The organism is Bacillus sp. EB106-04-02-XG92, assembly GCF_058791995.1.
Genome location: NZ_JBYTEA010000002.1, coordinates 240556 through 265255, shown reverse-complemented (window position 1 = coordinate 265255; position 24700 = coordinate 240556). Strand labels below are relative to the sequence as shown.

The 24700-nt window shown below is 36.6% G+C and carries 23 protein-coding genes; 14 read left to right on the top strand and 9 right to left on the bottom strand.

The genetic code is table 11. The features are described 5' to 3' along the window. Positions 1-91: 91 nt before the first annotated feature. Complete coding sequence (locus tag AC3WVA_RS07395) at positions 92-1309, bottom strand: dicarboxylate/amino acid:cation symporter (RefSeq protein WP_000649373.1); 1218 nt, start codon at positions 1307-1309, stop codon at positions 92-94. A gap of 223 nt (positions 1310-1532) precedes the next feature. Between AC3WVA_RS07395 and AC3WVA_RS07390 the strand changes: the two genes are divergently transcribed. Genes AC3WVA_RS07390 through AC3WVA_RS07380 form a run of 3 tightly spaced genes read left to right on the top strand, consistent with a single transcriptional unit; the run spans position 1533 to position 3478 of the window. Further along, the gene (locus tag AC3WVA_RS07390; protein WP_001023540.1) at positions 1533-1835 is read left to right on the top strand and encodes a PTS sugar transporter subunit IIB; all 303 of its coding nucleotides are present in this window, start codon (positions 1533-1535) and stop codon (positions 1833-1835) included. Positions 1836-1849: 14 nt separating this feature from the next. Continuing rightward, positions 1850-3151: a PTS cellobiose transporter subunit IIC gene (celB, locus tag AC3WVA_RS07385; RefSeq protein ID WP_048528124.1), complete on the top strand. Its 1302-nt coding sequence runs from the start codon at positions 1850-1852 to the stop codon at positions 3149-3151. 9 nt (positions 3152-3160) lie between these two features. Continuing rightward, positions 3161-3478 (top strand): PTS sugar transporter subunit IIA, encoded by a 318-nt coding sequence (locus AC3WVA_RS07380; protein ID WP_071758471.1) that lies wholly within the window; start codon positions 3161-3163, stop codon positions 3476-3478. 111 nt (positions 3479-3589) lie between these two features. Here the strand turns inward: AC3WVA_RS07380 and speD are convergent, their stop codons facing one another. Together speD and AC3WVA_RS07370 are read right to left on the bottom strand one after the other, a co-directional pair. Then, positions 3590-3961 (bottom strand): adenosylmethionine decarboxylase, encoded by a 372-nt coding sequence (gene speD / locus AC3WVA_RS07375; RefSeq protein ID WP_048528125.1) that lies wholly within the window; start codon positions 3959-3961, stop codon positions 3590-3592. A 27-nt stretch (positions 3962-3988) separates the two neighbouring features. Further along, positions 3989-5155, bottom strand: a complete 1167-nt coding sequence (locus AC3WVA_RS07370; protein ID WP_349302674.1) for a polyamine aminopropyltransferase — start codon at positions 5153-5155, stop codon at positions 3989-3991. Between the two features lie 401 nt (positions 5156-5556). On the opposite strand from AC3WVA_RS07370, the gene AC3WVA_RS07365 reads away from it, so the two are divergent. From AC3WVA_RS07365 to chbG, 5 genes are all read left to right on the top strand, one after another. Beyond that, positions 5557-5859, top strand: coding sequence for a PTS sugar transporter subunit IIB (locus tag AC3WVA_RS07365; protein WP_001023563.1), 303 nt, complete (start codon positions 5557-5559; stop codon positions 5857-5859). Between the two features lie 16 nt (positions 5860-5875). Further along, a complete protein-coding gene (gene celB, locus AC3WVA_RS07360) occupies positions 5876-7183 on the top strand; it encodes a PTS cellobiose transporter subunit IIC (RefSeq protein WP_001168840.1) in 1308 nt (435 codons plus the stop codon). A gap of 182 nt (positions 7184-7365) precedes the next feature. After that, entirely contained in the window at positions 7366-7689 is a 324-nt protein-coding gene (locus tag AC3WVA_RS07355) for a PTS lactose/cellobiose transporter subunit IIA (protein ID WP_000989053.1), read from the top strand. Positions 7690-7692: 3 nt separating this feature from the next. Continuing rightward, positions 7693-9018 (top strand): 6-phospho-beta-glucosidase, encoded by a 1326-nt coding sequence (celF, locus tag AC3WVA_RS07350; protein ID WP_000145757.1) that lies wholly within the window; start codon positions 7693-7695, stop codon positions 9016-9018. A 49-nt stretch (positions 9019-9067) separates the two neighbouring features. Beyond that, positions 9068-9772 carry a chitin disaccharide deacetylase gene (chbG, locus tag AC3WVA_RS07345; protein ID WP_098345457.1) on the top strand — a complete coding sequence of 235 codons (705 nt, stop codon included), beginning with the start codon at positions 9068-9070 and terminating at the stop codon, positions 9770-9772. Positions 9773-9811: 39 nt separating this feature from the next. On the opposite strand, the gene AC3WVA_RS07340 is transcribed toward chbG, so the two are convergent. Next, positions 9812-10993: a chromate transporter gene (locus AC3WVA_RS07340; protein ID WP_098520888.1), complete on the bottom strand. Its 1182-nt coding sequence runs from the start codon at positions 10991-10993 to the stop codon at positions 9812-9814. A gap of 189 nt (positions 10994-11182) precedes the next feature. Between AC3WVA_RS07340 and exsM the strand changes: the two genes are divergently transcribed. Further along, positions 11183-11596, top strand: a complete 414-nt coding sequence (gene exsM, locus AC3WVA_RS07335; protein ID WP_349302675.1) for an exosporium regulatory protein ExsM — start codon at positions 11183-11185, stop codon at positions 11594-11596. 138 nt (positions 11597-11734) lie between these two features. Here the strand turns inward: exsM and AC3WVA_RS07330 are convergent, their stop codons facing one another. The 3 genes from AC3WVA_RS07330 to tagO all read right to left on the bottom strand — a co-directional run bounded on the left by AC3WVA_RS07330 (position 11735) and on the right by tagO (position 16534). Beyond that, entirely contained in the window at positions 11735-14410 is a 2676-nt protein-coding gene (locus AC3WVA_RS07330; protein WP_098881002.1) for a sigma-54-dependent transcriptional regulator, read from the bottom strand. A 104-nt stretch (positions 14411-14514) separates the two neighbouring features. Next, positions 14515-15252: a polysaccharide deacetylase family protein gene (locus tag AC3WVA_RS07325; protein WP_098345453.1), complete on the bottom strand. Its 738-nt coding sequence runs from the start codon at positions 15250-15252 to the stop codon at positions 14515-14517. Positions 15253-15460: 208 nt separating this feature from the next. After that, on the bottom strand, positions 15461-16534 hold the full coding sequence (tagO, locus tag AC3WVA_RS07320) for a UDP-N-acetylglucosamine--undecaprenyl-phosphate N-acetylglucosaminephosphotransferase TagO (protein ID WP_048528133.1): 1074 nt from the start codon (positions 16532-16534) through the stop codon (positions 15461-15463). A 586-nt stretch (positions 16535-17120) separates the two neighbouring features. On the opposite strand from tagO, the gene AC3WVA_RS07315 reads away from it, so the two are divergent. After that, positions 17121-18491, top strand: a complete 1371-nt coding sequence (locus tag AC3WVA_RS07315; protein WP_098881003.1) for a UDP-glucose dehydrogenase family protein — start codon at positions 17121-17123, stop codon at positions 18489-18491. 74 nt (positions 18492-18565) lie between these two features. Continuing rightward, the gene (gene wecB / locus AC3WVA_RS07310; RefSeq protein ID WP_048528134.1) at positions 18566-19681 is read left to right on the top strand and encodes a non-hydrolyzing UDP-N-acetylglucosamine 2-epimerase; all 1116 of its coding nucleotides are present in this window, start codon (positions 18566-18568) and stop codon (positions 19679-19681) included. A gap of 39 nt (positions 19682-19720) precedes the next feature. Here the strand turns inward: wecB and AC3WVA_RS07305 are convergent, their stop codons facing one another. Beyond that, positions 19721-20854 carry an LCP family protein gene (locus AC3WVA_RS07305; RefSeq protein ID WP_098345451.1) on the bottom strand — a complete coding sequence of 378 codons (1134 nt, stop codon included), beginning with the start codon at positions 20852-20854 and terminating at the stop codon, positions 19721-19723. 74 nt (positions 20855-20928) lie between these two features. Then, entirely contained in the window at positions 20929-21564 is a 636-nt protein-coding gene (locus AC3WVA_RS07300; protein ID WP_048528136.1) for a YigZ family protein, read from the bottom strand. Positions 21565-21804: 240 nt separating this feature from the next. On the opposite strand from AC3WVA_RS07300, the gene AC3WVA_RS07295 reads away from it, so the two are divergent. The 3 genes from AC3WVA_RS07295 (at position 21805) to AC3WVA_RS07285 (ending at position 24696) form a co-directional block, all read left to right on the top strand. Beyond that, positions 21805-22647 (top strand): DegV family protein, encoded by an 843-nt coding sequence (locus tag AC3WVA_RS07295; protein ID WP_048528137.1) that lies wholly within the window; start codon positions 21805-21807, stop codon positions 22645-22647. A gap of 172 nt (positions 22648-22819) precedes the next feature. After that, a complete protein-coding gene (locus tag AC3WVA_RS07290) occupies positions 22820-23134 on the top strand; it encodes a winged helix-turn-helix transcriptional regulator (protein ID WP_000400857.1) in 315 nt (104 codons plus the stop codon). Between the two features lie 254 nt (positions 23135-23388). After that, complete coding sequence (locus AC3WVA_RS07285) at positions 23389-24696, top strand: C40 family peptidase (RefSeq protein WP_195755979.1); 1308 nt, start codon at positions 23389-23391, stop codon at positions 24694-24696. The last annotated feature ends 4 nt before the right edge of the window (positions 24697-24700 follow it).

Sequence of the window (24700 nt, the reverse complement as noted above, 5' to 3'; positions counted from 1 at the left end):
GAATATTTGTGAAGATTATAACAAATTTGTGGCGGAATGGATTCACAACAAAAAAAGAGGATGCTCGTTTGGAGCATCCTCTTTCTATTTATTAAGCAAATTTGTTTTTAATCCAGTTCTTACCTTCTACAAGGCGAGCTGTCATTACGGCACAAGCGTTATCTGCTGTTACGTTTAACATCGTTGCAGGAGGATCAATGATTGTACTGATTGCTGCGATAATTGGCAATGCTTCTGGCGGGAAGCCATATAAAGAAACGATTAACATTTCACCAATCATACCGCCGCCTGGAATAGCGCCCATTACTGTTCCTACTAATAGAGAAACAACAAGTGCGATTGCTAATGTTTTCGGTCCTTCGAATTCCATGTTGAAAATACCGAATAAGAAAGCAATCTTTAATACGCCGCCTAAAACAGAGCCGTCTTTATGAAGTGTAGATCCAAGAAGGACAACTGTTTCACGAACGTCAGACGAGATACCCATTTTCTTCGTTGCTTCCAGGTTCGCTGGAATACTAGCAGCACTACTACAAGTTGCAAGTGATGTAACTGTAGGAGAGACCATGTTCTTCCAAAATACTTGTACACCTTGTTTGCGACCTGCAAGGTATGCATAGAACGTGAAGAATACAAAGAAGTAAATGAGAGACGCTGGATAGTATACCATTGCAGCTCGGAAGTAAGTTCCAAGAAGTTGTGGTCCAAATTCACCAACTAATGCTGCGAAGTAAGCAGCAAGTCCGATTGGAGCGTAGTACATAATGAAAGATACAACTTTCATTGAAATTTCTGCACCAGCTTGTAAGAATGTAGCGAATGGTTTTCCTTTTTCACCAACAGCTGAAGTTGCAACCCCCATTAAAATAGAGAAGAAAATAAGTGCTAACATATTTTCACGAGATAGTAACTTCGAGAAGTCAGATACTGTTAGAATACCGACGATTTGATCTGCAACACTAACTGCTTTTTCAGCTTTGTCAGGTTGTGTTAGTTCTAATACAACACCTTGTGCTGGCGGGAATACTTTCACGACAATAATCATAAAAATAGCAGCTAAAATACTTGTAAATAAGAAAGTCCCAGCCATACTAGACATAATTTTACCGAAACGTTTTAATCCATCCATATTAGCAATAGATGATGCAATGCTAAAGAACACTAACGGTACAACAATCGTAAACATTAAGTTTAAGAAAATGTCACCAAGCGGCTTTAAAGCAACTGCATCGGCACCCATGAAATAACCAATGAAACCACCAATTAGGATAGAAGATAATAAAATAAGTGGAAAGCGATATGCCTTCATAAATATATCCTCCTATCAATTAAAAAAATCATACTGAATTATTATAGCGAGTTAGCGCCCTCTTTACTAGGAAAATACGGATAGATGGAATAGCGTGAAAACCGAGAAATTTTTGTTTTTAAGCTCGGCATACAGCAGGAAATCTAGACATATATATTTGTAACCTAGTGACGGCAAGGAATGCACCGTAACTTAGGTTTGGAAAAAGGGGGAGGGAAAAGGGATGAATATTTTACTTTGCTGTGCAGCGGGAATGTCTTCCAGTTTAATTGTTACGAAAATGGAGAAAGCAGCAGAGGCAAGAGGGATAGAGGTAAAGATTTGGGCAGTATCAGGTTCTGAAGTAAATAGTCACATAGATGAAGCGGATGTACTTTTACTTGGACCACAAGTACGTTATTTATTACCGAAAATGAAAGAGTTATGTAAAGGGAAAGGGATACCTGTTGATGTCATTCAGTCCGTCCATTACGGGCTTTGTAATGGGGAAGCAATCCTGCAAGCAGCTTTGTTAATGAAACCATGAGGAGAGTGGGATAGATGATACGGTTTTTAGAGAAATATGTAATGCCAGTAGCAGGGAAGGTTGCAGAGCAGAGGCACTTGCTAGCGATTCGTGATGGACTTGTATTGACGATGCCTTTCTTAATTATAGGATCATTTTTCCTCATCATTAGTGCTTTACCAATACCAGGCTATAATGATTTTATGGCCGGTTTGTTTGGGGAGAATTGGCAGAGGGCTTTGGGGTATCCAGTTAGTGCAACTTTTAATATAATGGCTTTAATAGCTGTTTTTGGAATCGCTTACAGACTTGGAGAATATTATAAAGTGGACGCTTTAGCATCCGGGGCATTGTCGCTTGTGACATTTTTACTTGCGACGCCATTTCAAGTTGCATATATTATACCAAGTACAAAAGAGAGTGTACTTGTAGAAGGTGCTATTCCAGCTGCATTAATGGGAAGCCAAGGGTTATTTGTAGCAATGATTATTGCACTTATATCTACTGAACTTTATCGGTTTATTGTACAAAAAAAGATAATTATAAAGATGCCAGAGACAGTTCCGCCAGCTGTGACACGTTCATTTGCCGCACTTGTTCCAGGATTTATTGTTGTAACGGTTATTTGGATTTTACGTTTAATTATAGAAAATACTTCTTTTGGCAGTATCCATAATATTGTAGGGCAAATTTTACAGGAACCACTTAGTGTACTTGGTGCTAGTCTTTGGGGCGCAATAATAGCTGTTATTCTCGTTCATGTTCTTTGGTCATGTGGAATTCATGGAGCTACTATTGTTGGTGGTGTAATGAGTCCCGTTTGGTTGTCGTTAATGGATCAAAACCGAGTTGCTTACCAAGCAGGGCAGGATATACCAAATACGATTACTGCACAGTTTTTTGATTTATGGATTTATATGGGCGGTTCCGGTGCAACGCTTGCTTTAGTTGTAGGAATGTTATTATTTGCCCGAAGTCAGCAATTAAAAAGTATAGGTAGATTGTCAATTGCGCCTGGTATATTTAATATTAATGAGATGGTAACTTTTGGGATGCCGATTGTCATGAATCCAATTTTATTAATTCCATTTATATTGGTTCCAGTTGTGTTAACAATTGTTTCTTACTTTGCAATGGAATGGGGATTAGTTGCTCGTCCGAGCGGAGCTGCTGTACCTTGGACGACACCGATTCTTTTTAGTGGATATTTAGGATCGGGCGGGAAACTTTCAGGTGTTGTTTTACAACTTGTTAACTTTGCGCTTGCATTCTTCATTTATTTACCGTTCTTAAAAATATGGGATAAACAAAAAGTAGCGGAAGAAAAGGGGGAGTAAAGAACTAAAATGGATACGATAGAAACGAAAGCTTTTCATTTAATTTTGCATGGGGGAAATGCGAGAAGTTGTTCAATGGAAGCAATTGATTGTGCAAAGCGTGGAGAGTTTACAGAAGCAGAAGGTAAATTACAAGAAGCGTTAGAGGAATTAAAAGAGGCGCACCGTGTACAGACGGATCTCATACAGAAAGAAGCTGGTGGTGAAAAGACCGAAGTTACCCTTCTAATGGTGCACGCACAAGATCATTTAATGAATGCAATTACGGTGAAGGAATTAGCGAGTGAATTTGTAGAATTATATAGGAAGATGTCAGTGGCTGAATGAACCTTGCTTATGCAAGGTTTTTTTATGTATGTTTCTGTACCATCAGTGGAATGTTTGTTCCACTGATGGTATTTGCAATCCTCCTTTTTAACAAATGAATAAGAGTGATATTTAATCAGTATTTACAATCTCTCCTATACCACGAATTAGTTTTTTTATATTTATCTCATTTGGTTTTAATATACTTACGATATAATCAATTGCTATTTGCGGTTCGACGGTCGTACCGCACGTGTAACAGTCAATGGCTGCAAAGTTTTTTTCTGGATAAGTGTGAATAGAAAGGTGGCTTTCAGATAGTAAAACTAAGACAGTAACACCGTGCGGTTCGAATTCTTTTGCACTTACGTTTAAAATATGTGCGCCAGAGCGATCCGCAGCGGTAACTAAATGATATTCTAAAAAGTGAACATCATCTAATAGGGAAAAATCCACTCCCCATAAATCTACTATTATATGCTTACCGAAAGTAGAGTATTCCATAAGGTAGCACTCCTCACTATAATATCGTTAAAACTCCATTTCTTTTTTATAACACTCATGTAGGATAAGGTTTGATTCTGAATTTAAAAGGGCAAGGTTACGCTGTTCGAGATGTTCTTCTTTAAATTGAAATAAGGGAGAAAGAAGAGAAGGCAATGTTTGAGGAGTTGGTACAACGTATAATTGTTCAATTTGATCGAGTACATAGTCAGAATTAGCTGCAATATGAAATCCCCAGTCAGTTCCGAAAGAAGGTACGATTGTATGATAACTTTTCACAGTTAATCCAGCATGTTCAATTGTGTTACCAATGCTCCAGTATACTAGGGGTGCATCAGCAGGTGAATTAGATTGACAGACGAACGCGCCACCTTCTGTTAAAAACGTAGCGATACGAGCGAAAAGTTCACTTGTATATAAAGTACTTAACAACTCTGTCGCGGGGTCTGGAAAATCAATAATGATTACATCGTATAAAGCGGAAGGAGAATTCAAAAATTCCTTTGCATCGCATACGTGTGCATTCACACGATTATCAAAAAATGCGCTTTTGTTCAAAGAAACTAATTCAGGAACGTTACGAGCCATATCAATCATCGATCCATCTAAATCAACAAGGTCTACATGTAGCACAGTTTCATATTTCAAAACTTCTCGTAAAGCAAGGCCATCGCCACCACCTAATATAAGAACACGTTTTGGATCAATTACTTTTGACATAATTGGATGAACGAGTGCTTCATGATAAATTTGCTCATCGACGGAACTAAATTGTAGTTGCTTGTCCAAATATAAACGAACATCGCTTACTTGTAACAAAGTAATATTTTGGTAATTACTTTGTTTTGCAAATAAACTTGTATGCTCGCCATTTTCTATCTGTTGTAGAGAAATTGCATCCCATACATCTAAGTTGTGTGAACTTGTTTCTATTATAGGTTCCAATTGTTCTTGCTTGTCCTGCTTGTCTTGCTTGCCTTGTTTGTCCTGTTTGTCTTGTTTATCGTGTTTGTCTTGTTTATCGTGTTTGTCTTGTTTATCGTGTTTGTCCTGTCTATCCTGCTTGTCCTGCTTAATCTCTATTTCCTCTTGTTCTAGTTCAAATTTGTCAGAGTCTAATTCAGAGCGCTTGTCTTTTTTATAGCTAGTTATTCTATAAATCTTTATTTTGTTCTGTTTTCTATGTTTTGGCATAGGAATCCCCTTTCGAATTGTGTTATTTTACTCTATTCTATGTAATCTAGTAGAATTTGCTTGGACAATAGATAGAAGAGTGTGTTTAAGAGAGGTTTATTTTTCACTAGATTTTCATGTTAATAAATTTTTTTTAGTGTTTTTTTCTTTTAAATACAACTAGACAACTAAACACTAATCTATTTTCATACAGTTATGTGTTAAAAGCGTGTTGTTTTATAACACACTGTGTGTTTTTTGAGTGACACACTAATTGAAAGCGTTAACACACAAAGAAAATGCTCGAAAAAGCACTGATTTTAGTGGTTTTAAAAAGTTGGCACGCTAATTGCATTAATAAATAGCGTAAAGAAAAATAAATAAAACATAAATTTTTTATACTACACAAGGGGGATTTTCAAATGAATATTTTATTATGTTGCTCAGCAGGGATGTCTACAAGTTTACTAGTTACAAAAATGGAAGCGGCTGCAAAAGCTCGCGGTCTAGAAGGAAAGATTTGGGCTGTATCTGGGGATGCAGTAAAAAACAATATCGATCAAGCAGATGTATTATTACTAGGACCACAAGTTCGTTACATGCTTTCTTCAATGAAAACGCTTGCCGATGAGAAAAACGTTGGAATCGACGTTATCAACCCAATGCACTACGGCATGATGAATGGAGAAGCAGTTTTAGATCACGCGTTAACACTAAAAAAATAATTAGGGGGGAAGCGAAATGCAAAAGTTTATTGCATTTATGGAGAAATATTTAGTTCCAATCGCAGGTAGAATTGGATCGCAGCGCCACTTAGTTGCGATCCGTGATGGATTTATCGCAGTTATGCCTCTTATTTTAGTTGGATCATTTGCAATACTTATTAATAACTTACCAGTGGATGCATTCCAAAAATTTATGAAAGGTGCATTCGGGGAAGTTTGGAAAGACATCGGCGGTGGTATGTGGGCAGGTTCCTTCGCTATACTCGCTCTCATAGTCGCAGTAGGGATAAGTTATAATTTAGCGAAATCTTACGGCGTTGACGCGTTGTCAGCAGCAATTATTACATTCGGTGCATTAATTATTATTTCTCCGACAACGCCAAAAGAAGGCGGTATTGATTTAGCATGGACAGGATCACAAGGTTTATTCGTTTCTATAATTGTAGCTCTTCTTGTAACAGAGGCATTTAGATTCTTTGTTCAAAGAGATATTACAATTAAAATGCCAGATGGTGTTCCACCAGCAGTAATGAAATCATTCGCAGCATTAGTTCCAGCATTCGTTATTTTAATCGTAACAGCAAGTATTCAATTAGCAGTGAAATTAGCAGGAACAAGTATTCATAAAATCGTATTTGAAACAATTCAAGTACCACTACAAGGTTTAGCGGGTACACTACCAAGTGCAATTATTGTAGCGTTACTTATTCACGTATTATGGTTCTTCGGATTACATGGTCCTAATATCGTTGGTGGTATTATTGACCCAATTTATTTACCGGCATTAGAAAAGAATATTAAATTATTTAACGATGGTATGTCTGCATATGATGTACCGCACATTTTCACAAAACCATTCTTTGATGTATATGTATACATCGGTGGATCTGGTGCAACGTTAGCATTCTTAGTTGCAGTAATGCTTGTTGCAAAAAGTGCACAGCTTCGCGGTGTAGGCCGTGTATCTATCGGTCCTGGTTTCTTCAATATTAACGAACCAGTTATTTTCGGTACACCAATTGTATTAAATCCAGCATTAATTATCCCATTCGTACTGACACCAGTTGTATTAGTTATTACTTCTTATACAGCGATCTCTTTAGGATGGGTACCAAAAACAGTTGCTTTAGTTCCATGGACAATGCCACCAATCTTTAGTGGTTATCTTGTAGCAGGTGGAAGCATCGCTGGTGCAGCATTACAAGTAGTAAACTTTGCAATTGCGGTAGTAATTTACTATCCATTCGTATTAATGTGTGACCGTACTTACGTACAAGCTGCAAAAGCTGAAACAAAAGGAAATGACAATTCAGTATCACTTTAAAAAGTATTGTTCTGACGAGTTTTTATAGCTCGTCAGAACAACTAACTTTTATATCATGTTCCAAAAGATGAAACCCATCTACAAGAACACCAAACTATCATTTATAAAATAATAATGTAATAGAAATGTTCAAACTGAAGGGGTATTTAAATCGGTTGAACCTTATAGAGAGGGCGGTAATTATGATGACTACAGCAGAACAAATTCCATTCCAATTAATTTTAAATAGTGGTAATGCACGAAGCTTTGCAATGGAGGCACTTCAATTTGCCAAACAGGGGAAAATGGCAGAGGCTGATGAAGCAATGGTAAAGGCGAAAGAAGCGATTAATGAAGCGCATCATTTCCAAACAGAGCTCATACAATCAGAAGCAAGAGGAGAAAAAACAGAGATTAGTGTTCTTTTAATACACGCACAAGATCATTTAATGAATGCGATTACAGTAAAAGAATTAGCAACAGAATTTATTGACCTTTATAAAAAGTTAGAAGCGAAAGGGGAATAAAGCATGACTGGAATTAAAATTGCTACAATCGGCGGTGGATCTAGTTATACACCAGAGTTAATTGAAGGATTTATTAAACGTTATGATGAGCTTCCTGTTCGTGAAATTTGGTTAGTAGATATTGAGGCGGGAAAAGAAAAGTTAGAAATCGTTGGTAACTTAGCGAAACGTATGGTGAAAAAATCTGGTCTACCAATCGAGGTACACTTAACGCTTGATCGCCGCGAAGCATTAAAAGATGCTGATTTCGTAACAACGCAGCTTCGCGTAGGTTTATTAGAAGCTCGTGCAAAAGATGAAGCAATCCCATTAAAATATGATGTAATCGGTCAGGAAACGAATGGTCCTGGTGGTTTATTCAAAGCGTTGAGAACGATTCCTGTTATTTTAGATATTTGTAAGGATATGGAGGAGCTTTGTCCGAATGCGTGGTTAATTAACTTCGCGAACCCAGCTGGTATGGTAACAGAAGCTGTCCTTCGTTATACAAATATTCAAAGAGTAGTTGGTCTATGTAACGTTCCAATCGGAATTCGTATGGGTCTTGCAAGATTACTTGAAGTAGATGCAAGTCGTGTCCACGTTGATTTTGCAGGTTTAAATCACATGGTATACGGATTAGACGTATATTTAGATGGCGTAAGTGTAATGGATCGTGTGTTAGAGCTTGTAACAGATCCAGAAAAGCAAATTACGATGGAAAATATTGCAGCGCTTAACTGGGAGCCAGACTTTATTCGAGGCCTTCGTGCAATTCCATGTCCATACCATCGTTACTACTACAAAACACGTGAAATGTTAGAAGAAGAGAAAGAAGCTTCAGTTGAAAAAGGTACACGTGCAGAAGTAGTAAAACAATTAGAAGATGATTTATTCGAGTTATATAAAGACCCGAACTTAGATATTAAACCACCACAATTAGAAAAACGTGGCGGCGCTTATTATAGTGACGCAGCATGTAGCTTAATTACGTCTATTTACAATAATAAAGGTGATATTCAGCCTGTTAATACACGAAACAACGGAACAATTGCAAGCTTACCACATGATTCAGCTGTTGAAGTGAACTGTATTATTACGAAAGAAGGTCCAAAACCAATTGCAGTTGGAGATCTTCCGGTACCGGTTCGCGGTTTAGTACAGCAAATTAAATCATTTGAGCGCACAACAATTGAAGCTGCTGTTACAGGGGATTATCATAAAGCGCTGCTTGCTATGACAATTAATCCACTTGTACCATCAGATAAAGTGGCAAAACAAATTTTAGATGAAATGTTGGAAGCACATAAAGAATATCTTCCGCAATTCTTCAAAAAGGTAGAGAAATAAAAGCGGCGCTATTTAGCCCGCTTTTTTTATTCTATTAGGAGGTATGACGATGATTAAGTTAATTGTAAATGCAGATGATTTCGGTCTTACAGAGGGTACAAATTACGGCATTATTGATGGGCATATAAATGGACTTGTAAATTCAACGACGATGATGATGAATATGCCAGGAACAGAGCATGCGGTACGCTTAGCGAAAGAGCATAACACGCTAGGAGTAGGCGTACATCTCGTATTAACAGCAGGGAAACCACTTCTTGGAGACGTGCCATCACTTGTAAGTAGCGATGGGTTGTTTCATAAACAAAGCGTCGTATGGGAAGGGAAGATAAACCCAGAAGAAGTTGAGCGAGAATGGACTGCTCAAATTGAGAAATTTCTATCTTACGGATTAACACCAACTCATTTAGATAGTCATCATCACGTGCACAGCTTACCGATTTTGCACGATGTTCTGGAGAGATTAGCGGCTACATATAATGTTCCGATTCGTCGTTGTGAGAAAGAGCGAGCAGTACGCCCGTTTTCTGACGTGTTTTGTAGTGACTTTTATGCGGAGGGTGTGACGGAAGATTACTTTGTGAAGTTAAAAGAAAGAGTACAAGATGAACAAACGGTAGAAGTTATGGTTCATCCAGCGTATATTGATCCAGAGCTTGTGAAGCGTTCTTCTTACGTAATGGATCGCGTGAAAGAATTGCGTATTTTAACAGAGAGCGAATTGCCTGAAGGAATAGAGCTTGTGAAGTTTTAATAGAAAAACGACGGCTATATCATGCCGTCGTTTTTTTATTTATAAAATGGATAGAACATATCCGCCAAAGGCTCCAAGTATAACGATAACCCAAGGTGGTGTTTTCCAAAAAGCGAGCAAGCAAAATAGAAGGGACGCAAAAACGAAATCCACAGCTTTCATAATCGTGCTTGTCCAAATAGGATCATAAAAAGCGGCAATTAAAATACCGACAACAGCTGCATTGACTCCAAGTAGGGCGCCTTGTATGAAAGATATTTTTCTTACACTATCCCAAAATGGTAAAACACCAATAACGAGTAAGAAAGCAGGAAGAAAGATTGCAATTGTTGCGAGTAGTGCCCCAAGCGTCCCGTTTAGTACAGCTCCTATATAAGAAGCGAATGTAAATAGTGGGCCTGGTACGGCTTGTGTTAATCCGTATCCAGCTAGAAACTGTTCTTTCGTCATCATTCCGTTTTGTACGAACTCACCTTCAAGAAGGGGAAGCACGACGTGTCCGCCTCCAAATACAAGCGCACCAGAGCGATAGAAACTATCAAATAAAGCGATGTAATAGGAGAACGGTCTTAATATTGGTAGCAGCAGTAATAGTCCAAAAAATAAGACGAGACAAGAAACTGCTATCTTTTTTGAAATAGGTACTTTTATATGTTGAGATTGGCTAATTGGTTGGTTGCGATATAAAAACCAACCGATAAAGCCAGATATTATAATGAGGATGGCTTGTGTCCAGCTGCTTGGCCATAATAAGGCGATTGCGGCAGTTACAATTGCGATCGTCGCACGGTTTCGGTCTGGCGTTAATTTTTGTGCCATTCCCCATATGGCATGAGCAACAATAGCGACGGCTACAAGTTTTAGTCCATGAATCCAGCCAGCATTTCCAAGATCAAACTGATTAAGGAATGAGGCGAAGAAAACTAAAACAAGTACAGACGGTAAAGTGAATCCAATCCATGAAATAATAGATCCTAATACCCCGCCTCTTAATAATCCAACCCCCATACCGACTTGGCTGCTAGCAGGACCAGGAAGGAATTGACAGAGTGCTACTAAATCTCCATAGCTTCGTTCATCCATCCATTTTCTTTTTTGTACATATTCGTGGTGGAAATAGCCGAGATGGGCGACGGGGCCACCAAATGAAGTAAGTCCTAATTTAAATGAAACGAGAAAAATCTCTAATAATGTGTGAAAAGTGTATTTGTTATTTTTCAAAATGTCCTCCTAGAATGTTTTTCTAAGTGCATTATACAAGAGGTAGTAAAGCAAAAGGAACGATTCTAATGTAAAGATTGTGTGAATCTTTTCTTCGTAATTAAAACTTGAAAAAGTCATAAATGATTATGTATAAACCATAAAGTAGTAGAAGTAGTGCTGGGAAATTTATATGAGGAGAATGCCCGTATGACAACACATTTCTTTGCGAGGTTAACAGGCAAGAGGGAAATACCTCCTGTAAATACAGAAGCTTTTGGCGTAGCAGAGTTTATATTTAGTGGTGATTTAAAGAAATTACAATATCGGGTCATATTGAAAAACATCGAAAAAGTTACATCATGCCAAATTCATTTAGGGAAATCGGATCAAATTGGTCCAGTTGTTTTGAATTTGTTTGGTCCGCTAAAGCAAGGTATTAGTTTGAATGAAGGAGTCGTGACTGGTGTAGTTAATGTGGAAGATTTTGAAGGGCCGTTACAGGGGAGAGCGTTTGATAGCTTGCTACAAGAAATCATTGAGGCGAATGTATATGTAAATGTGTATACGAAGTCCAATAAGAAGGGTGAAATCAGGGGGAGAATCAGGAAGGTAAAGAAGTAGAAAAAAGGCTGTCCATATTTTGGAACAGCCTTTTTCCTATAAGATGCAAATTTTATCGGTTATTGCCGGTAAATCGATATATTTTGAAAATCGCTGATATAATCCGAGTTACGCCGATATACTAAAAAACTGCCGCGATTAATTTTTTACAGGCTGATTTTTAATAAAGAAGTCCATAACATAAAACACTTCGTCATCAGGTATTTGTATTTCAAATGTATTTTCAATTGGCTGCAACGCTTTTTTCACTTTCATATACATCCAGTATTCATCTTGTCTTCGTTTCTCTTTATCTGGATGAGGGAGAAGGCTTTCTCCTTTTTGAAGACGGTCAACCATACAGCTCATATGAAGAATAACACCCATTAAACTGTCAGGAGTTAGCTGTAAGGAAATTAATTCTTGAATTGTATTTAATGCGTAACGAATTGTTTTAATAAGTAGGGCTCCGTCGTTACGCTGCATTTGTTGTTCAAGAATATCAGCCATCTTTGCATATGTTTCTTCATACGTAATTAATTCTTGAATTGGTTGTATTGCTGTGTAGTTTACAATGTCTTGGAAATGATACGTTAAGCACGGTACCTGTACATCGAAATTCGTGACAATACAAATGATATTCCGCTCTTTTTTTATGTTCTCAATCATTTTTGTTAAATCTTTTTCATGGACGATACTAATCGGAATAATTTCAATTAAGTCTTTGTCAAATCGTAAATAGTTCTCCAACATTTTTTGAATAGCTAAAGCACTGCCTTCCCCAGTTAAACAAGCTGTCAAAATAACAGATTTCATTGGTGATAGTGGCTTTTTCTTTTCTTCTTGTACGTTTAAGTAAAACGGTGTTAAATTCTTCACTGTTTCATATAATGCATCTAACGAGTAGCCAAGCTGAGCTTTTCGAGCTGCTTCTAATGCGTGTGGGGTGCTTGCCATGGAAAGAACACGCACCGGAATTTTGAACTCAGTTTCTAATATATCACCAATATAAGCGAGGGATCCCATATCAACGAGTAAGAGAAGCCCGTTTACATTTTGGAGTGTTTTCATATACACTTTCACACGTTCTAAGAAATCTTTCGGCGATTCATGTAACGGCATATCGATACCGGTTACTTCCTCAATGCCGAGCAGTTCGTTTGCGACGTTTGCCATTTCTGTTGCGATGCCGTTACCGTGCGCTAATATTAATACTTTTACTTCTGTTTGTGAGGCAGGAATTGGATCAACAACGAAGAACATTGTTAAAAAGCCAGCTTCATCGATAGGCATTGTTATTTGTAATTCATCCTCCAGTAGTTGGATGCATTGCATAGCTACGGAAAACGCTTCTTTATATTTCGTACGAATTTGATTTAATTGTGGGTGATGAATTTGTTTTCCAGCTTGCAAACGTTGTAGAGTTGTCTGTACATGTAAACTTAAAGCGAGAAATACTTTTTCATCAAATGTCTTAGATAAATGTTTTTCAGCAAGTTCTGCAATTCTTTCACAAACGGAAACGATATTACGATCCACAATTTTAAAAACATTTTCATGACTTGTCTTTTTTGACATTTGGTTAAAATATTGTACGAAAAAGCTTTGAATATCATTTTCGATTAGTAATTCTAATTCTTCCTCTTCAATACCGCGAGCTTGAAGTTCTTCGTATTTATAATCAATATAATCGTAAATAGAAGACTGTTTTTCATTTTCTATTTTATGATTACTCCAACCTTCATCAACTGTAAATATAAATGTTTCATTCGGTATTTGGTATAGATGACGGCTCTTTCTTTCAATGAATAGCCCTTCTTTCATATACCAAGGTAAATCTGTACTTGAAACATAGACAGAATCACGTTTCTTTGTCACGAAGTCAGAATAGGCTTTGGCACAGGAAATTTGTACATCCGTTTTTAATTGACCAATGTTATTGGGACAATTGTAAAAGACGAAAGCACGCATTGCATTCGGGCTAACGTGAATTTCTTTTCGCAGGCGGATTGCTTCATTTGTGAAAAATAGTTGTAGTAAAGCAAAGCGTTCTTTATGTGTACGCTCACGAAGTGGTGGCAGCGTAACAGTCATCGGGATACGTCTTGTAAATGTTTTTAATAAAAATGAATTTGGTTCTTCTGTTGTTGCAGTAATGATTAATACTTGTGCTTTACGTTCGTTTTCTGTTTCTCCAAGGCGGCGGTATACTCCGCGGTCAATAAAGGTGAAAAGCATTTCTTGTCCCTCTGGAGGAAGACGATGTACTTCATCTAAGAAAAGGATCCCTTCATGTGCTTTTTCAATTAACCCTTTTTGATCACTTGCCCCTGTATAAGCTCCTTTTTTAATCCCAAATAACTGCCCGAGTAGAAGCTGTGGATTATTTGCGTAATCAGCACAGTTAAAGACGATAAATGGTGCATTTTTAGGAAGTTGTTCAACTTCAATTGCATATTCGTGCATTAAAGAAGCGAACATAGACTTTCCGACTCCTGTTTCTCCGAGCAGTAAAGTATGCATACCGTTTGGAGGATAGAGAATAGAAGCTTTCGCTTTTTCAATTGCGATTTTAAGGCTCGTATTTTCAATTGCAAATGTATCTAATGAAGTCACTTCTTTTGAATGCGTTTCCAACGAAGCGTTCGTTTCTATATAAAAACGAACAGGACGCGTATTTGTTTTTAATAAACGTTTATCTTTTACAAGTTTGTTTAAGTCGCTACTTACATTGGCTCGATCTAGTTGCAATAGGGTAGCTAGTTCTGATGCGGTTACACCTTCTGTATAATTGCCTTTTTGTATTGCGTTAAAAATGAGATCTATTCGTTTCATTTCTATTCACCTCGAAACTTCATCACTATTTAAAAGTTTACACAAAAATGGGAAGGGTGGGAAGAGAAAAATAAAACAGCTTTAGCATATAGGCACTAAAGCTGTTACAATCTTGTGTCTTTCCAAAAGTTCACTTCAAGGTGGGAAGATGGATTATAAGGAAGAAGTTTGTATCCTTGTGACTGTAAGTAATCAATTACTTGTGGCAGTATTTGTACAGTTACACTCGAATCATGCATTAAAATTACTTCGACTTGTTCATCACTCTGATTACGTACTCTTTCTAGTATGGCAGAAGGATTATCATAGCTTTTCCAGTCGTATGTATCGATTGTCCAATCCCACATTTTATACTTAGCTGATACAAGTGCATCACGGTAATTCTTCTTTAAGTAAGGCATGCTACCGTACGGGACACGAACGAGATGTGTATTTAATTTTGTAACTTGCTGAACGATGTTTTGTGTTTGTTCCATTTCTGCAATTAAAGCAGACGGGTCACCAGTGTAAAGGCGTTTTACGTCGTGTGACATACTGTGAAGTCCGATATAATGTCCGTCTTTAATTAATCGTTGCATTGTCTTTTTATAATGTGGCACTTTTCCACCAATAACAAAAAAAGTTGCTTTTCCGTTCTTTTCTTTTAAGATGTTTAAAATTTGCGTAGTATATTTGTTTGGTCCGTCATCAAATGTTAAGTACGCGATTTTTTTGGTAGAAGAGGTAGTTTCGGTATTGGGATGATGTTCAGCAGGGGGAATTGTAGTTGCTCCTGCATGAGATGACGCGTACATCGTAATCGTTAAAAATAAAATAGTGTATTGGAATACTCGCTTGATCATAACATTCACCCTCAGTTTGACAATCAAAGATGTAAAAAAGAAAATATAATCCTTTTCTTATTATGTATATCTTTCTCCAATAGTGTGACTCTCAAACAAACTATATTTTGGAAATATGAAATGAGGCGTAAAAAATAAAAAATAGCATCCTCTTATAAGTAAGAGGATGCTATTTGAATATTTCATAATTGTAAAGGCTATACTACAATTAGTCTTCGCGTTTTTTCACTTTTTTATAAAAGGAAATAAGTGGTTTGTAACGTTCGTGTACAAGCCCGATTACTTCAGCAATAATCTCTGTAAAGAAGATTAAAACGAAAAGAAGAATAATGGATAACCATAATGTTGCACTAGAGAAAATAATTGCATTTACACTAAAGAAAATACCGAATGCGTATATAATTAGTACCGTTTTACGATGAGAGAAGCCCATTGCAAGTAAACGGTGATGTAAATGCGATTTATCTGGTGCTGAAATAGGTTTTTTATTTACGATACGACGAATAATTGCAAATGTCGTATCAAATACAGGTACGCCTAAAATGATAACTGGAACGATAAAACTGAATAACGTTACACTTTTGTATAACCCAAGTAACGATATAACAGAAATACAGTATCCTAAAAATAGTGCGCCTGTATCTCCCATGAAGATTTTTGCTGGATGGAAGTTGTAGAATAAAAATCCAATTGTACTTGCTAATGTAATTAATGCTAGTGGTAAGATAATAGCAGCTCCAGTGCCCCATGGGCTAGTGAAGGCCATATATGCTAGCGTTGCAAGTACAATAGATGAAATACCAGCAGATAATCCATCTAAGCCATCAATTAAGTTGATTGCATTTGTAATACCTACAATCCAAAATACTGTAATTGGATAAGCAAGCCACCCAAGTTCAGTATCCCCGAGGATTGGGATGTATAATACTTGCACTAATAATCCACTTTTAACAATCATAATGGCAACTAGTAGTTGTCCCCCGAATTTTACCTTCGCAGATAACTCGTACATATCATCTAAAATACCGATGATTACAATGATAATCGCACCTAGCGTTATCGTTAACATTCTTTGTTCATATAAGCCGCCGACAACAAATCCTACAGCTACACCAATAAATATCGCTAACCCGCCAAGACGAGGCATAATCTTTTGGTGCACTTTACGAGCGTTTGGCTTATCTGTTGCTCCTATTTTAAAAGCTAACTTAATAACTAAAGGAGTAACGACGAGTACAGTGATGAAAGATGCCAAAATGGCATAAATCACTTGTGAGTCCATTAATACCCCACCCTTTTATAGTCTAACGTAATTTTTTTAAATGTATTTATCTGAAAATTATGATGTTTATTTACAGGCTCATAACATATGGTATCACAAAAAGATTAGAATTCAATCTTTTTTTCTATTTACGTTAAATGGAAGCAGATAGAATATATGACAATTGTATACAGAATGTTGGATCATTTGAGAAGGTTAATCGTATTAGGCTTTGGAATATGACATTTTTTCTTTTTCTTTAATAGTGAATACTTTTATTTCAGTATTATAAGTGTTACACGTAGAAATGAGTAAGTTCCGTGTTAAAATGTGGGAATTTATTCGCATGAACGGGCAGTAAGGTTCACGCCTCAAAATGAAGTTGAAGAAAAGAGGTGGGAACCTTAATTCCTGTAAAATCTCGATTGGTTTAGCTAATAATGAGCGGAGAATTGATGCTCTTTCACTGAATAAAATTTCATTTTATATTGGTGCATTTAATTTTACAAAAACTTAAAAAAGAATGGAAAAAGTAATTCATATAATAAAGAAGTAAAAGAGTTTTCTCATTTTTAATGTGAGAGGGGGGAAGCACAGGGAGAATTCTATGTATTCGTATATTTTCTATTGTATATTCCTGTGCGAGAAGGAAATGAAAATTACGATAATAGGTACCGGATATGTTGGATTGATTACAGGAGTAGGGTTGGCGATGTTAGGCCACTCGGTTACATGTTTTGATATAAATGATGAGAAAATTGAACGGATAAAGCAAGGGGATTTGCCTATTTATGAAGCTGGTCTATATGAATTAATAAATGATGCATGTGAGAATAATCATTTAACTTTTACAGCAAGTAGAGTAAAAGCAGTTAATGATGCAGAATTTATATTCATTGCAGTTGGAACACCATCTTTATTAGATGGAACAGCGGATTTAACATATATTCGAAATGCTTGTGAAGATATCGGAACATATGCGACTAACGATGTCATTGTTGTTACAAAAAGTACGGTTCCTGTAGGGACGAATGATGTTATGAGGGGATGGATTGAGGAGAAATTACAAAATAGATATGAATTACACATCGTATCAAATCCAGAATTTTTACGGGAAGGTTCAGGTATTTACGATTTTTTTCAAGGAGATCGTATTGTAATTGGAGCAGATGATAAGGAAGTAGCACGAAAAGTTGAGAATTTGTATAGTGAATTACGCTTAAAAACGTATGTTACAGATATAAAAAGTGCAGAGATGATTAAATATGCATCGAATGCTTTTTTAGCGACAAAAATTAGTTTTATCAATGAAATTTCAAGTATTTGTGAGAAGGTAGGAGCAAATGTATTGGATGTTGCAAAAGGGATGGGAATGGATAAGAGAATTGGTGCGTCATTTTTAAATGCGGGCATTGGTTACGGCGGATCTTGCTTTCCGAAAGATACGAAAGCACTTGTGCAAATTGCAGGGAATGTGGCACATGACTTTCGCTTATTAAAAGCAGTCATTGAAGTAAATAATAAACAACAGTTGTTATTGATTGAGAAAGCGAAGGAAGTAATAAATATGAACAAGAAGCGGATTGCTGTACTGGGAGCGGCATTTAAACCGAATACGGATGATATAAGAGAAGCACCATCCCTTATTATGATACAAGAATTAATTCATATGGGTGCGGATGTAGTTCTATATGATCCGAAGGCGATTCACAATATGAAAAATATCTTTGGGGAGACTATACAATATAGCGAATGTATAGATGAATCGATTAGAGGAGCGAGTGCGGCTTTTATCATAACGGAATGGGAAGCAATCAGAGCTTATCCGTTAGAAAAGTATGCACAACTTATGAGGGAGCCTATTTTATTTGATGGAAGAAATTGTTATACTATTGAAGGTGTCAAAGAGCAAGGGATAGATTATTATTCGATTGGAAGAGAAAGTATTTGTAAGAGAGACTTTTCCGTTATTCGTTAAAAAGGTATGTATTCATGTATATTCTTATATGTCATAATAGAATTTGTAACTAGTGAAAGAAAAGAGGCAATGAAATGACTGAACGTTTAAAAGTAATGACAATTTTCGGGACACGTCCAGAAGCAATTAAAATGGCACCTCTTGTATTAGAGCTGCAAAAGCATTCAGACAAAATTGAATCGATTGTGACTGTAACAGCGCAACATCGTCAAATGTTAGACCAAGTATTAAGTATCTTTGGAATTACGCCAGATTTCGATTTAAATATTATGAAGGACCGCCAAACTTTAATTGATATTACAACGCGTGGCTTAGAAGGTTTGGATAAAGTAATGAAAGAAGCAAAGCCTGATATTGTACTTGTACATGGTGATACAACGACAACATTTATTGCAAGTTTAGCTGCTTTCTACAATCAAATTCCAGTAGGTCATGTCGAAGCAGGACTTCGTACATGGGATAAGTATTCTCCATACCCAGAAGAGATGAATCGTCAATTAACAGGCGTAATGGCAGATCTTCATTTCTCACCTACAGCAAAATCAGCAACGAACTTACAGAAAGAAAATAAAGATGAGTCACGCATTTTCATAACAGGAAATACAGCGATTGACGCGCTAAAAACGACTGTAAAAGAAACGTATAGTCACCCTGTACTAGAGAAACTTGGAAGTGACCGTCTTGTACTTATGACAGCTCACCGTCGTGAAAACTTAGGAGAGCCAATGCGTAACATGTTCCGTGCAATTAAACGTCTTGTTGATAAGCATGAAGACGTACAAGTTGTGTATCCTGTTCATATGAACCCTGTTGTTCGTGAAACTGCAAATGATATTTTAGGCGATCATGGCCGCATTCATTTAATTGAGCCGTTAGATGTAATTGATTTCCATAATGTTGCAGCTCGTTCATACTTAATGCTAACTGACTCTGGTGGAGTACAAGAGGAAGCACCATCACTTGGTGTACCAGTTCTTGTTCTTCGTGATACAACAGAGCGCCCAGAAGGTATTGAAGCGGGTACATTAAAATTAGCAGGAACAGACGAAGAGACAATCTTTAGTCTTGCTGATGAATTGTTATCAGATAAAGAAGCTCATGATAAGATGTCGAAAGCATCTAATCCATACGGTGATGGCCGTGCATCAGAGCGAATTGTAGAAGCGATTTTAAAACACTTTAATAAGTAAAGAAAAAAGAGCCAAATCATTTGCGATTTGGCTCTTTTGTTATTGCTGATTTCTCATAATCCACTCTGCATGAGCATTTGTGGAAGGTGGAGGTTCAGTTGGTGTTTGGTTCTGATTCTGATTCGTTTCTTTCTTCGCTTTTTCGTTAGAGTTAGCATTTGAAGAAGGATTTGATTCGGTTTTTGTCGTTGAATTGTCTTGCGTGTTTGCTGTTTCGCCTAATTCTTTTTTAATTTCGTTACGCACTGTCTCGACACCAATTGGATCAGGAAGGAAGTAATAAATACCACCTACTTTTTTATCTTCTCCTTCAAGTTTGAACGTTTGTATTGTAGAAGGATCAAATCCAGATAGTTTATTGTAAAGTGCAAGTCCATCTGAAATAGGAATATCAGTTTTTATATATTTTCCAACGACTGTCGTTAAATCTTTAATTTTAAATACGGTAGAGGTGGAATTTAGCTTTTGAGCAACAGCAGCTAGTAATTGTCTTTGTCTAGCAGCCCGACCGTAATCACCGTTTGGATCTTGCTTTCGCATACGAACGTAAGCGAGTGCTTCTTCACCGTTTAATTCTTGTTGTCCTTGCTTAAATTCGATTTTTTTGTAGTAATCTTCGTCAGAACGCTCCCAGAAATCGAAGGGAACATCTACGGTAACACCGCCAACAGCATCAACAATACCTTTAAAGCCTTGGAAATCAATTTTAAGATAATGGTCTACAGGCACTTTTAGAAAACCTTCGACTGTTTTGATTGCCATTTCTTCTCCACCATAAGCGTGCGCAGCGTTAATTTTGTCCTCTTTATTCTTTCCGACAATTGGGACACGACTATCACGAGGGATACTCATAAGCGAAATCTTTTTCGTTTTCGGATTGACTGTTGCAAACATTAATGAATCTGTACGACCATTTTGCCCGTCTGTCGCATAATCTTCTATACCCATAATGAGGATCGTAAAAGGTTCTTTTGTAATTTCTACATCTTCAGTTCTCAAATCCGATTTTTCACGAGTAAAACCACCATACATCCCCATGAGAGAAGAGTAGGAATTTAATATATAAAGTCCTACACTACCAAATAAAAATAAGAAAATAAGGAAGTAGAAAAACTTTCTTCTTCGTTTCTTTTTTATTCTGCTATTTTGGAGATGATAATAACGTTCTTCCATATATAATCTCCTTAGTTCATTTGTAGGGAAGTAATTCACTACATTAATCTTTAAAGGTGATAATATAGTTATTCTTAGATAACATCTTGTTCTAAGTACAACATATCTCCCTCTGTAATTGTACATTTCCCATTTGTTAATTCAATCATCCAATCTGTGAATGGTTGTTTTCCATCTTCTTCTACATACGTATCAAATGTGACATTTTCGAGATAATGTATATCTTTAATGGCATATTTTGAATTACGTAATTCATTTTCAATTTTGCCAAGTAATGTGTAATCAATTTCGGTCTGCATAACACGCATGAGTTTTCGCTCGACAACACCGACATGATTAATGCCTTCACTTGTACATTTTCCATATGCGCGAATTAATCCACCTGCACCAAGTTTAATGCCACCAAAATAGCGGGTAACGACAACGACGATATCTTTTAAACCGCGTTTTTTTAGTACCTCTAACATAGGTACGCCAGCTGTACCGCTAGGCTCGCCATCGTCATTAGCTTTTTGGATTTGATCTTGTTCGCCAATTAAATATGCAGAACAATTATGTGTTGCATTCCAATTTTGTTTTTTTATTTTTTGTATAAATTCTTGCGCTTCTTCTTCGGTTGTAGCTCGGCTAATGTAACAGATAAATCTTGATTTTTGAATGACAATTTCATGCTCGCCGTAGTCTTTGATTGTTAAATATTGTAATAACACTCGTATACGCCCCTATCTATCAAAATGGACTAGTACTTTACATTTTAAAAGCGAGCGTTTTTATATTCAAACATTTTTTATAAATAAGTTGAATTTTTTGGTGAGTATTTCACCTTTTTGTTGTAATTTGTCAAAATGGTGAGTATAATTTCAAACCGGCATTTTCATGTATGGATGCACCATTTTTAGTTTTCGTGTAAACTTAAGAAATAAAAACTTTTTTATAAGGCAGGTACGAAAATGAAAACAGCTATTGTTACTGATAGTACAGCATATATACCGAAGCATATTCGTGATGAACTCAATATATATATGATTCCATTAAACGTTGTGTTTGGAACGGAATCTTATCAAGAAGAAGCTGAAATTTCAGCAGATGATTTTTATGTAAAAGTACGTGAGCAAGAAGAACTTCCGAAAACATCTCAACCAGCAATCGGAAAGTTTGTTGAGTTATTTGAAGAATTATCTAAAGATTATGATGCGGTTATTAGCATTCATCTTTCAAGTGGGATTAGTGGTACATATCAAACGGCAACGACAGCCGGGCAAATGGTAGAGGGTATTGATGTATATACGTACGACTCTGAAATTAGTTGTGAGGTACAAGGATTCTATGTGCGTGAAGGTGCAAGGCTAGCAAGCGAAGGAAAGGATCCGAAAGAGATTATCGCCCGTTTTGATGAAATGAAACAAACGATGGACGCTTATTTTGTAGTGGATGATTTACATCATTTACAACGTGGCGGACGATTAAATAGTGCGCAAGCTTTCATTGGTAGTTTGTTACAAGTGAAGCCGGTTTTATATTTTAGAGACAAAATCATTATTCCGTTTGAAAAGATTCGTACGCGTAAGAAAGCGTTAAAACGAATTGTTGAAATTTTTGATGAGCAAGCAAGTAAAGGTGTACCTATGGAAGCAGTTATCATTCATGCACAACGTGAAGAGGAAGCGAATGAATGGAAGGCTGAATTAGAAGCAAAATATCCTCATGTCACAATCCGCACAGGTTATTTTGGTGCTGTAATTGGTACGCATTTAGGTGAAGGTGCATTAGGTCTTGGATGGTATACGAAGTAATAAAGATATAAAAAGCTCTCTTTTTAAGAGGGTTTTTTTACGGATATTTTACGTGTAGTTGACAAGTTAATATTTGGAAATGGTAAAATGTACGTAAAATAAAATAATGAGGAAAGTTTTATAACTTACTTTTTACAAGAAACTATATTATAATAGAAGAGAGGTGAAACATATGGAGCATAATTCTTGTTTATGTCCAAAGTTTGAGTCAGCTTTTACTTTGCTTAGTAAAAAATGGACTGGCTTGATTATTAAATCTTTGCTTGAAGAGTCAAAACGTTTTAGAGAAATCGCAGATATTATACCGAATATGAGCGATCGTATGTTGTCAGAGCGTTTGAAGGAATTGGAGAGCGAAGGCATTGTAGTTCGTAATGTTTATCCAGAAGTACCAGTTCGAATCGAGTACGGCTTAACTGACAAAGGGAAAGCATTAGAAAGTGTTATGGATGAAGTCCAAAATTGGGCTGAAAAATGGATGAAATAACGCTTGGATTGCATTCGTATTAGTATATTTAATAAAACGTAAGGGAAACCTTACGTTTTTTTCTTTGCTTATAAAAAAACGTTTAAAATTCTACACATACATACAAAAATATGCATATTTTGCGATAGAGTTACATATAATATTACATTTGTTTTACAATAGCGTAACATTCGCAAAAAAAATCCCGAATTATGGTATAAAATTTATAGGTTATATACGGAAAAAGAAAAAAAGAAAGCGGTGTAAAAAATACAATGAAAAAGCTAAAAATGGCATCTTGCGCATTAGTTGCAGGGTTAATGTTTTCAGGGCTAACACCAAATGTATTTGCAGAAGATAAAATTGCTGACGTGAAATCACAAATTAACACACAAAATGATACTTTACATAAACAACAACAAGAACGTGACGAATTGCAAAAACAAATGAATGACTTAAACAAAACAATTCAAGGTTTGGATAAGTCTGTTCAAGAGAATGCTTCAAAGCTTGATGAAACAATGAAAAAAGTTGCTGATACGGAGCAATTAATCGAAAAGAAAAATAAAGATATTGCAGAATTACAAACGAAAATTGCAAAACGTGAAGAGCTATTAAGAAAACGTTTAGTTGCACTTCAAGAACAACCAAACACAAATGTTGTAACAGAAGTTCTTGTAAACTCTAAAAACGTTGCAGATTTAGTTGATCGTTTAAATTCAGTTTCTAAAATTCTTGAGTCTGACGAAGACATCATGAAAACACAACAAGAAGATCAAGCGAACGTGAAAAAAGATGTTGAAACGGTAAAAACAAAACAAAAAGAATTAAAAGAAGCACAAGCTCAAATTGAAACTGCTAAGAAAGAACTTGACGCTGAAAAAGAGAAAAAAGCAGCGGCAGTAAACGATTTAAGCGGTAAAATGGATACAGTTGTAACTTCAATGACAAGTACGGAAGATCAATTGAAGGATCTTGAGAAGCAAGCGTTACAATTACAACGTATTGCTGAACAAGAAGCGCAAGAAAAAGCAGCGCAAGAAGCTGCTGCTCAAAAGCAAGCAGAGCAAGCGGCTAAAGATGCGCAAGCTCAGCCAGCACCAGCAGAGCAAGCTGCACCTGCAGCACCAGCAAACAATGGTGGACAAGCTCAAAAAGAGGAACCTAAAAAGGAAGAGCCTAAAAAAGAGGCACCTAAGCTAGAAAAGAAAAAACCAGAGCCAGCACCAACTACAAATGCGGGTGGCGTAATTGGTAAAGCGCAAGGCTACTTAGGCTTACCATATGTTTGGGGAAGTGCATCTCCATCAAACGGTGGTTTTGACTGTAGTGGATTCATTTCTTACATCTATGGTGTAGGACGTCAAGACGTTGCAGGTTACTGGAATTCGGTTTCTAAAGTAAGTAGCCCACAACCTGGAGATTTAGTATTCTTCCAAGGTACTTATAAACCAGGTCCATCTCACATCGGTATTTACGTTGGTAATGGCCAAATGATTCATGCTGGTGACAAAGGGATTGCTTATTCTAGCTTAAGCAGTAGCTACAACCAAAAACACTTCTTAGGATACGGTCGATTCTAGGATT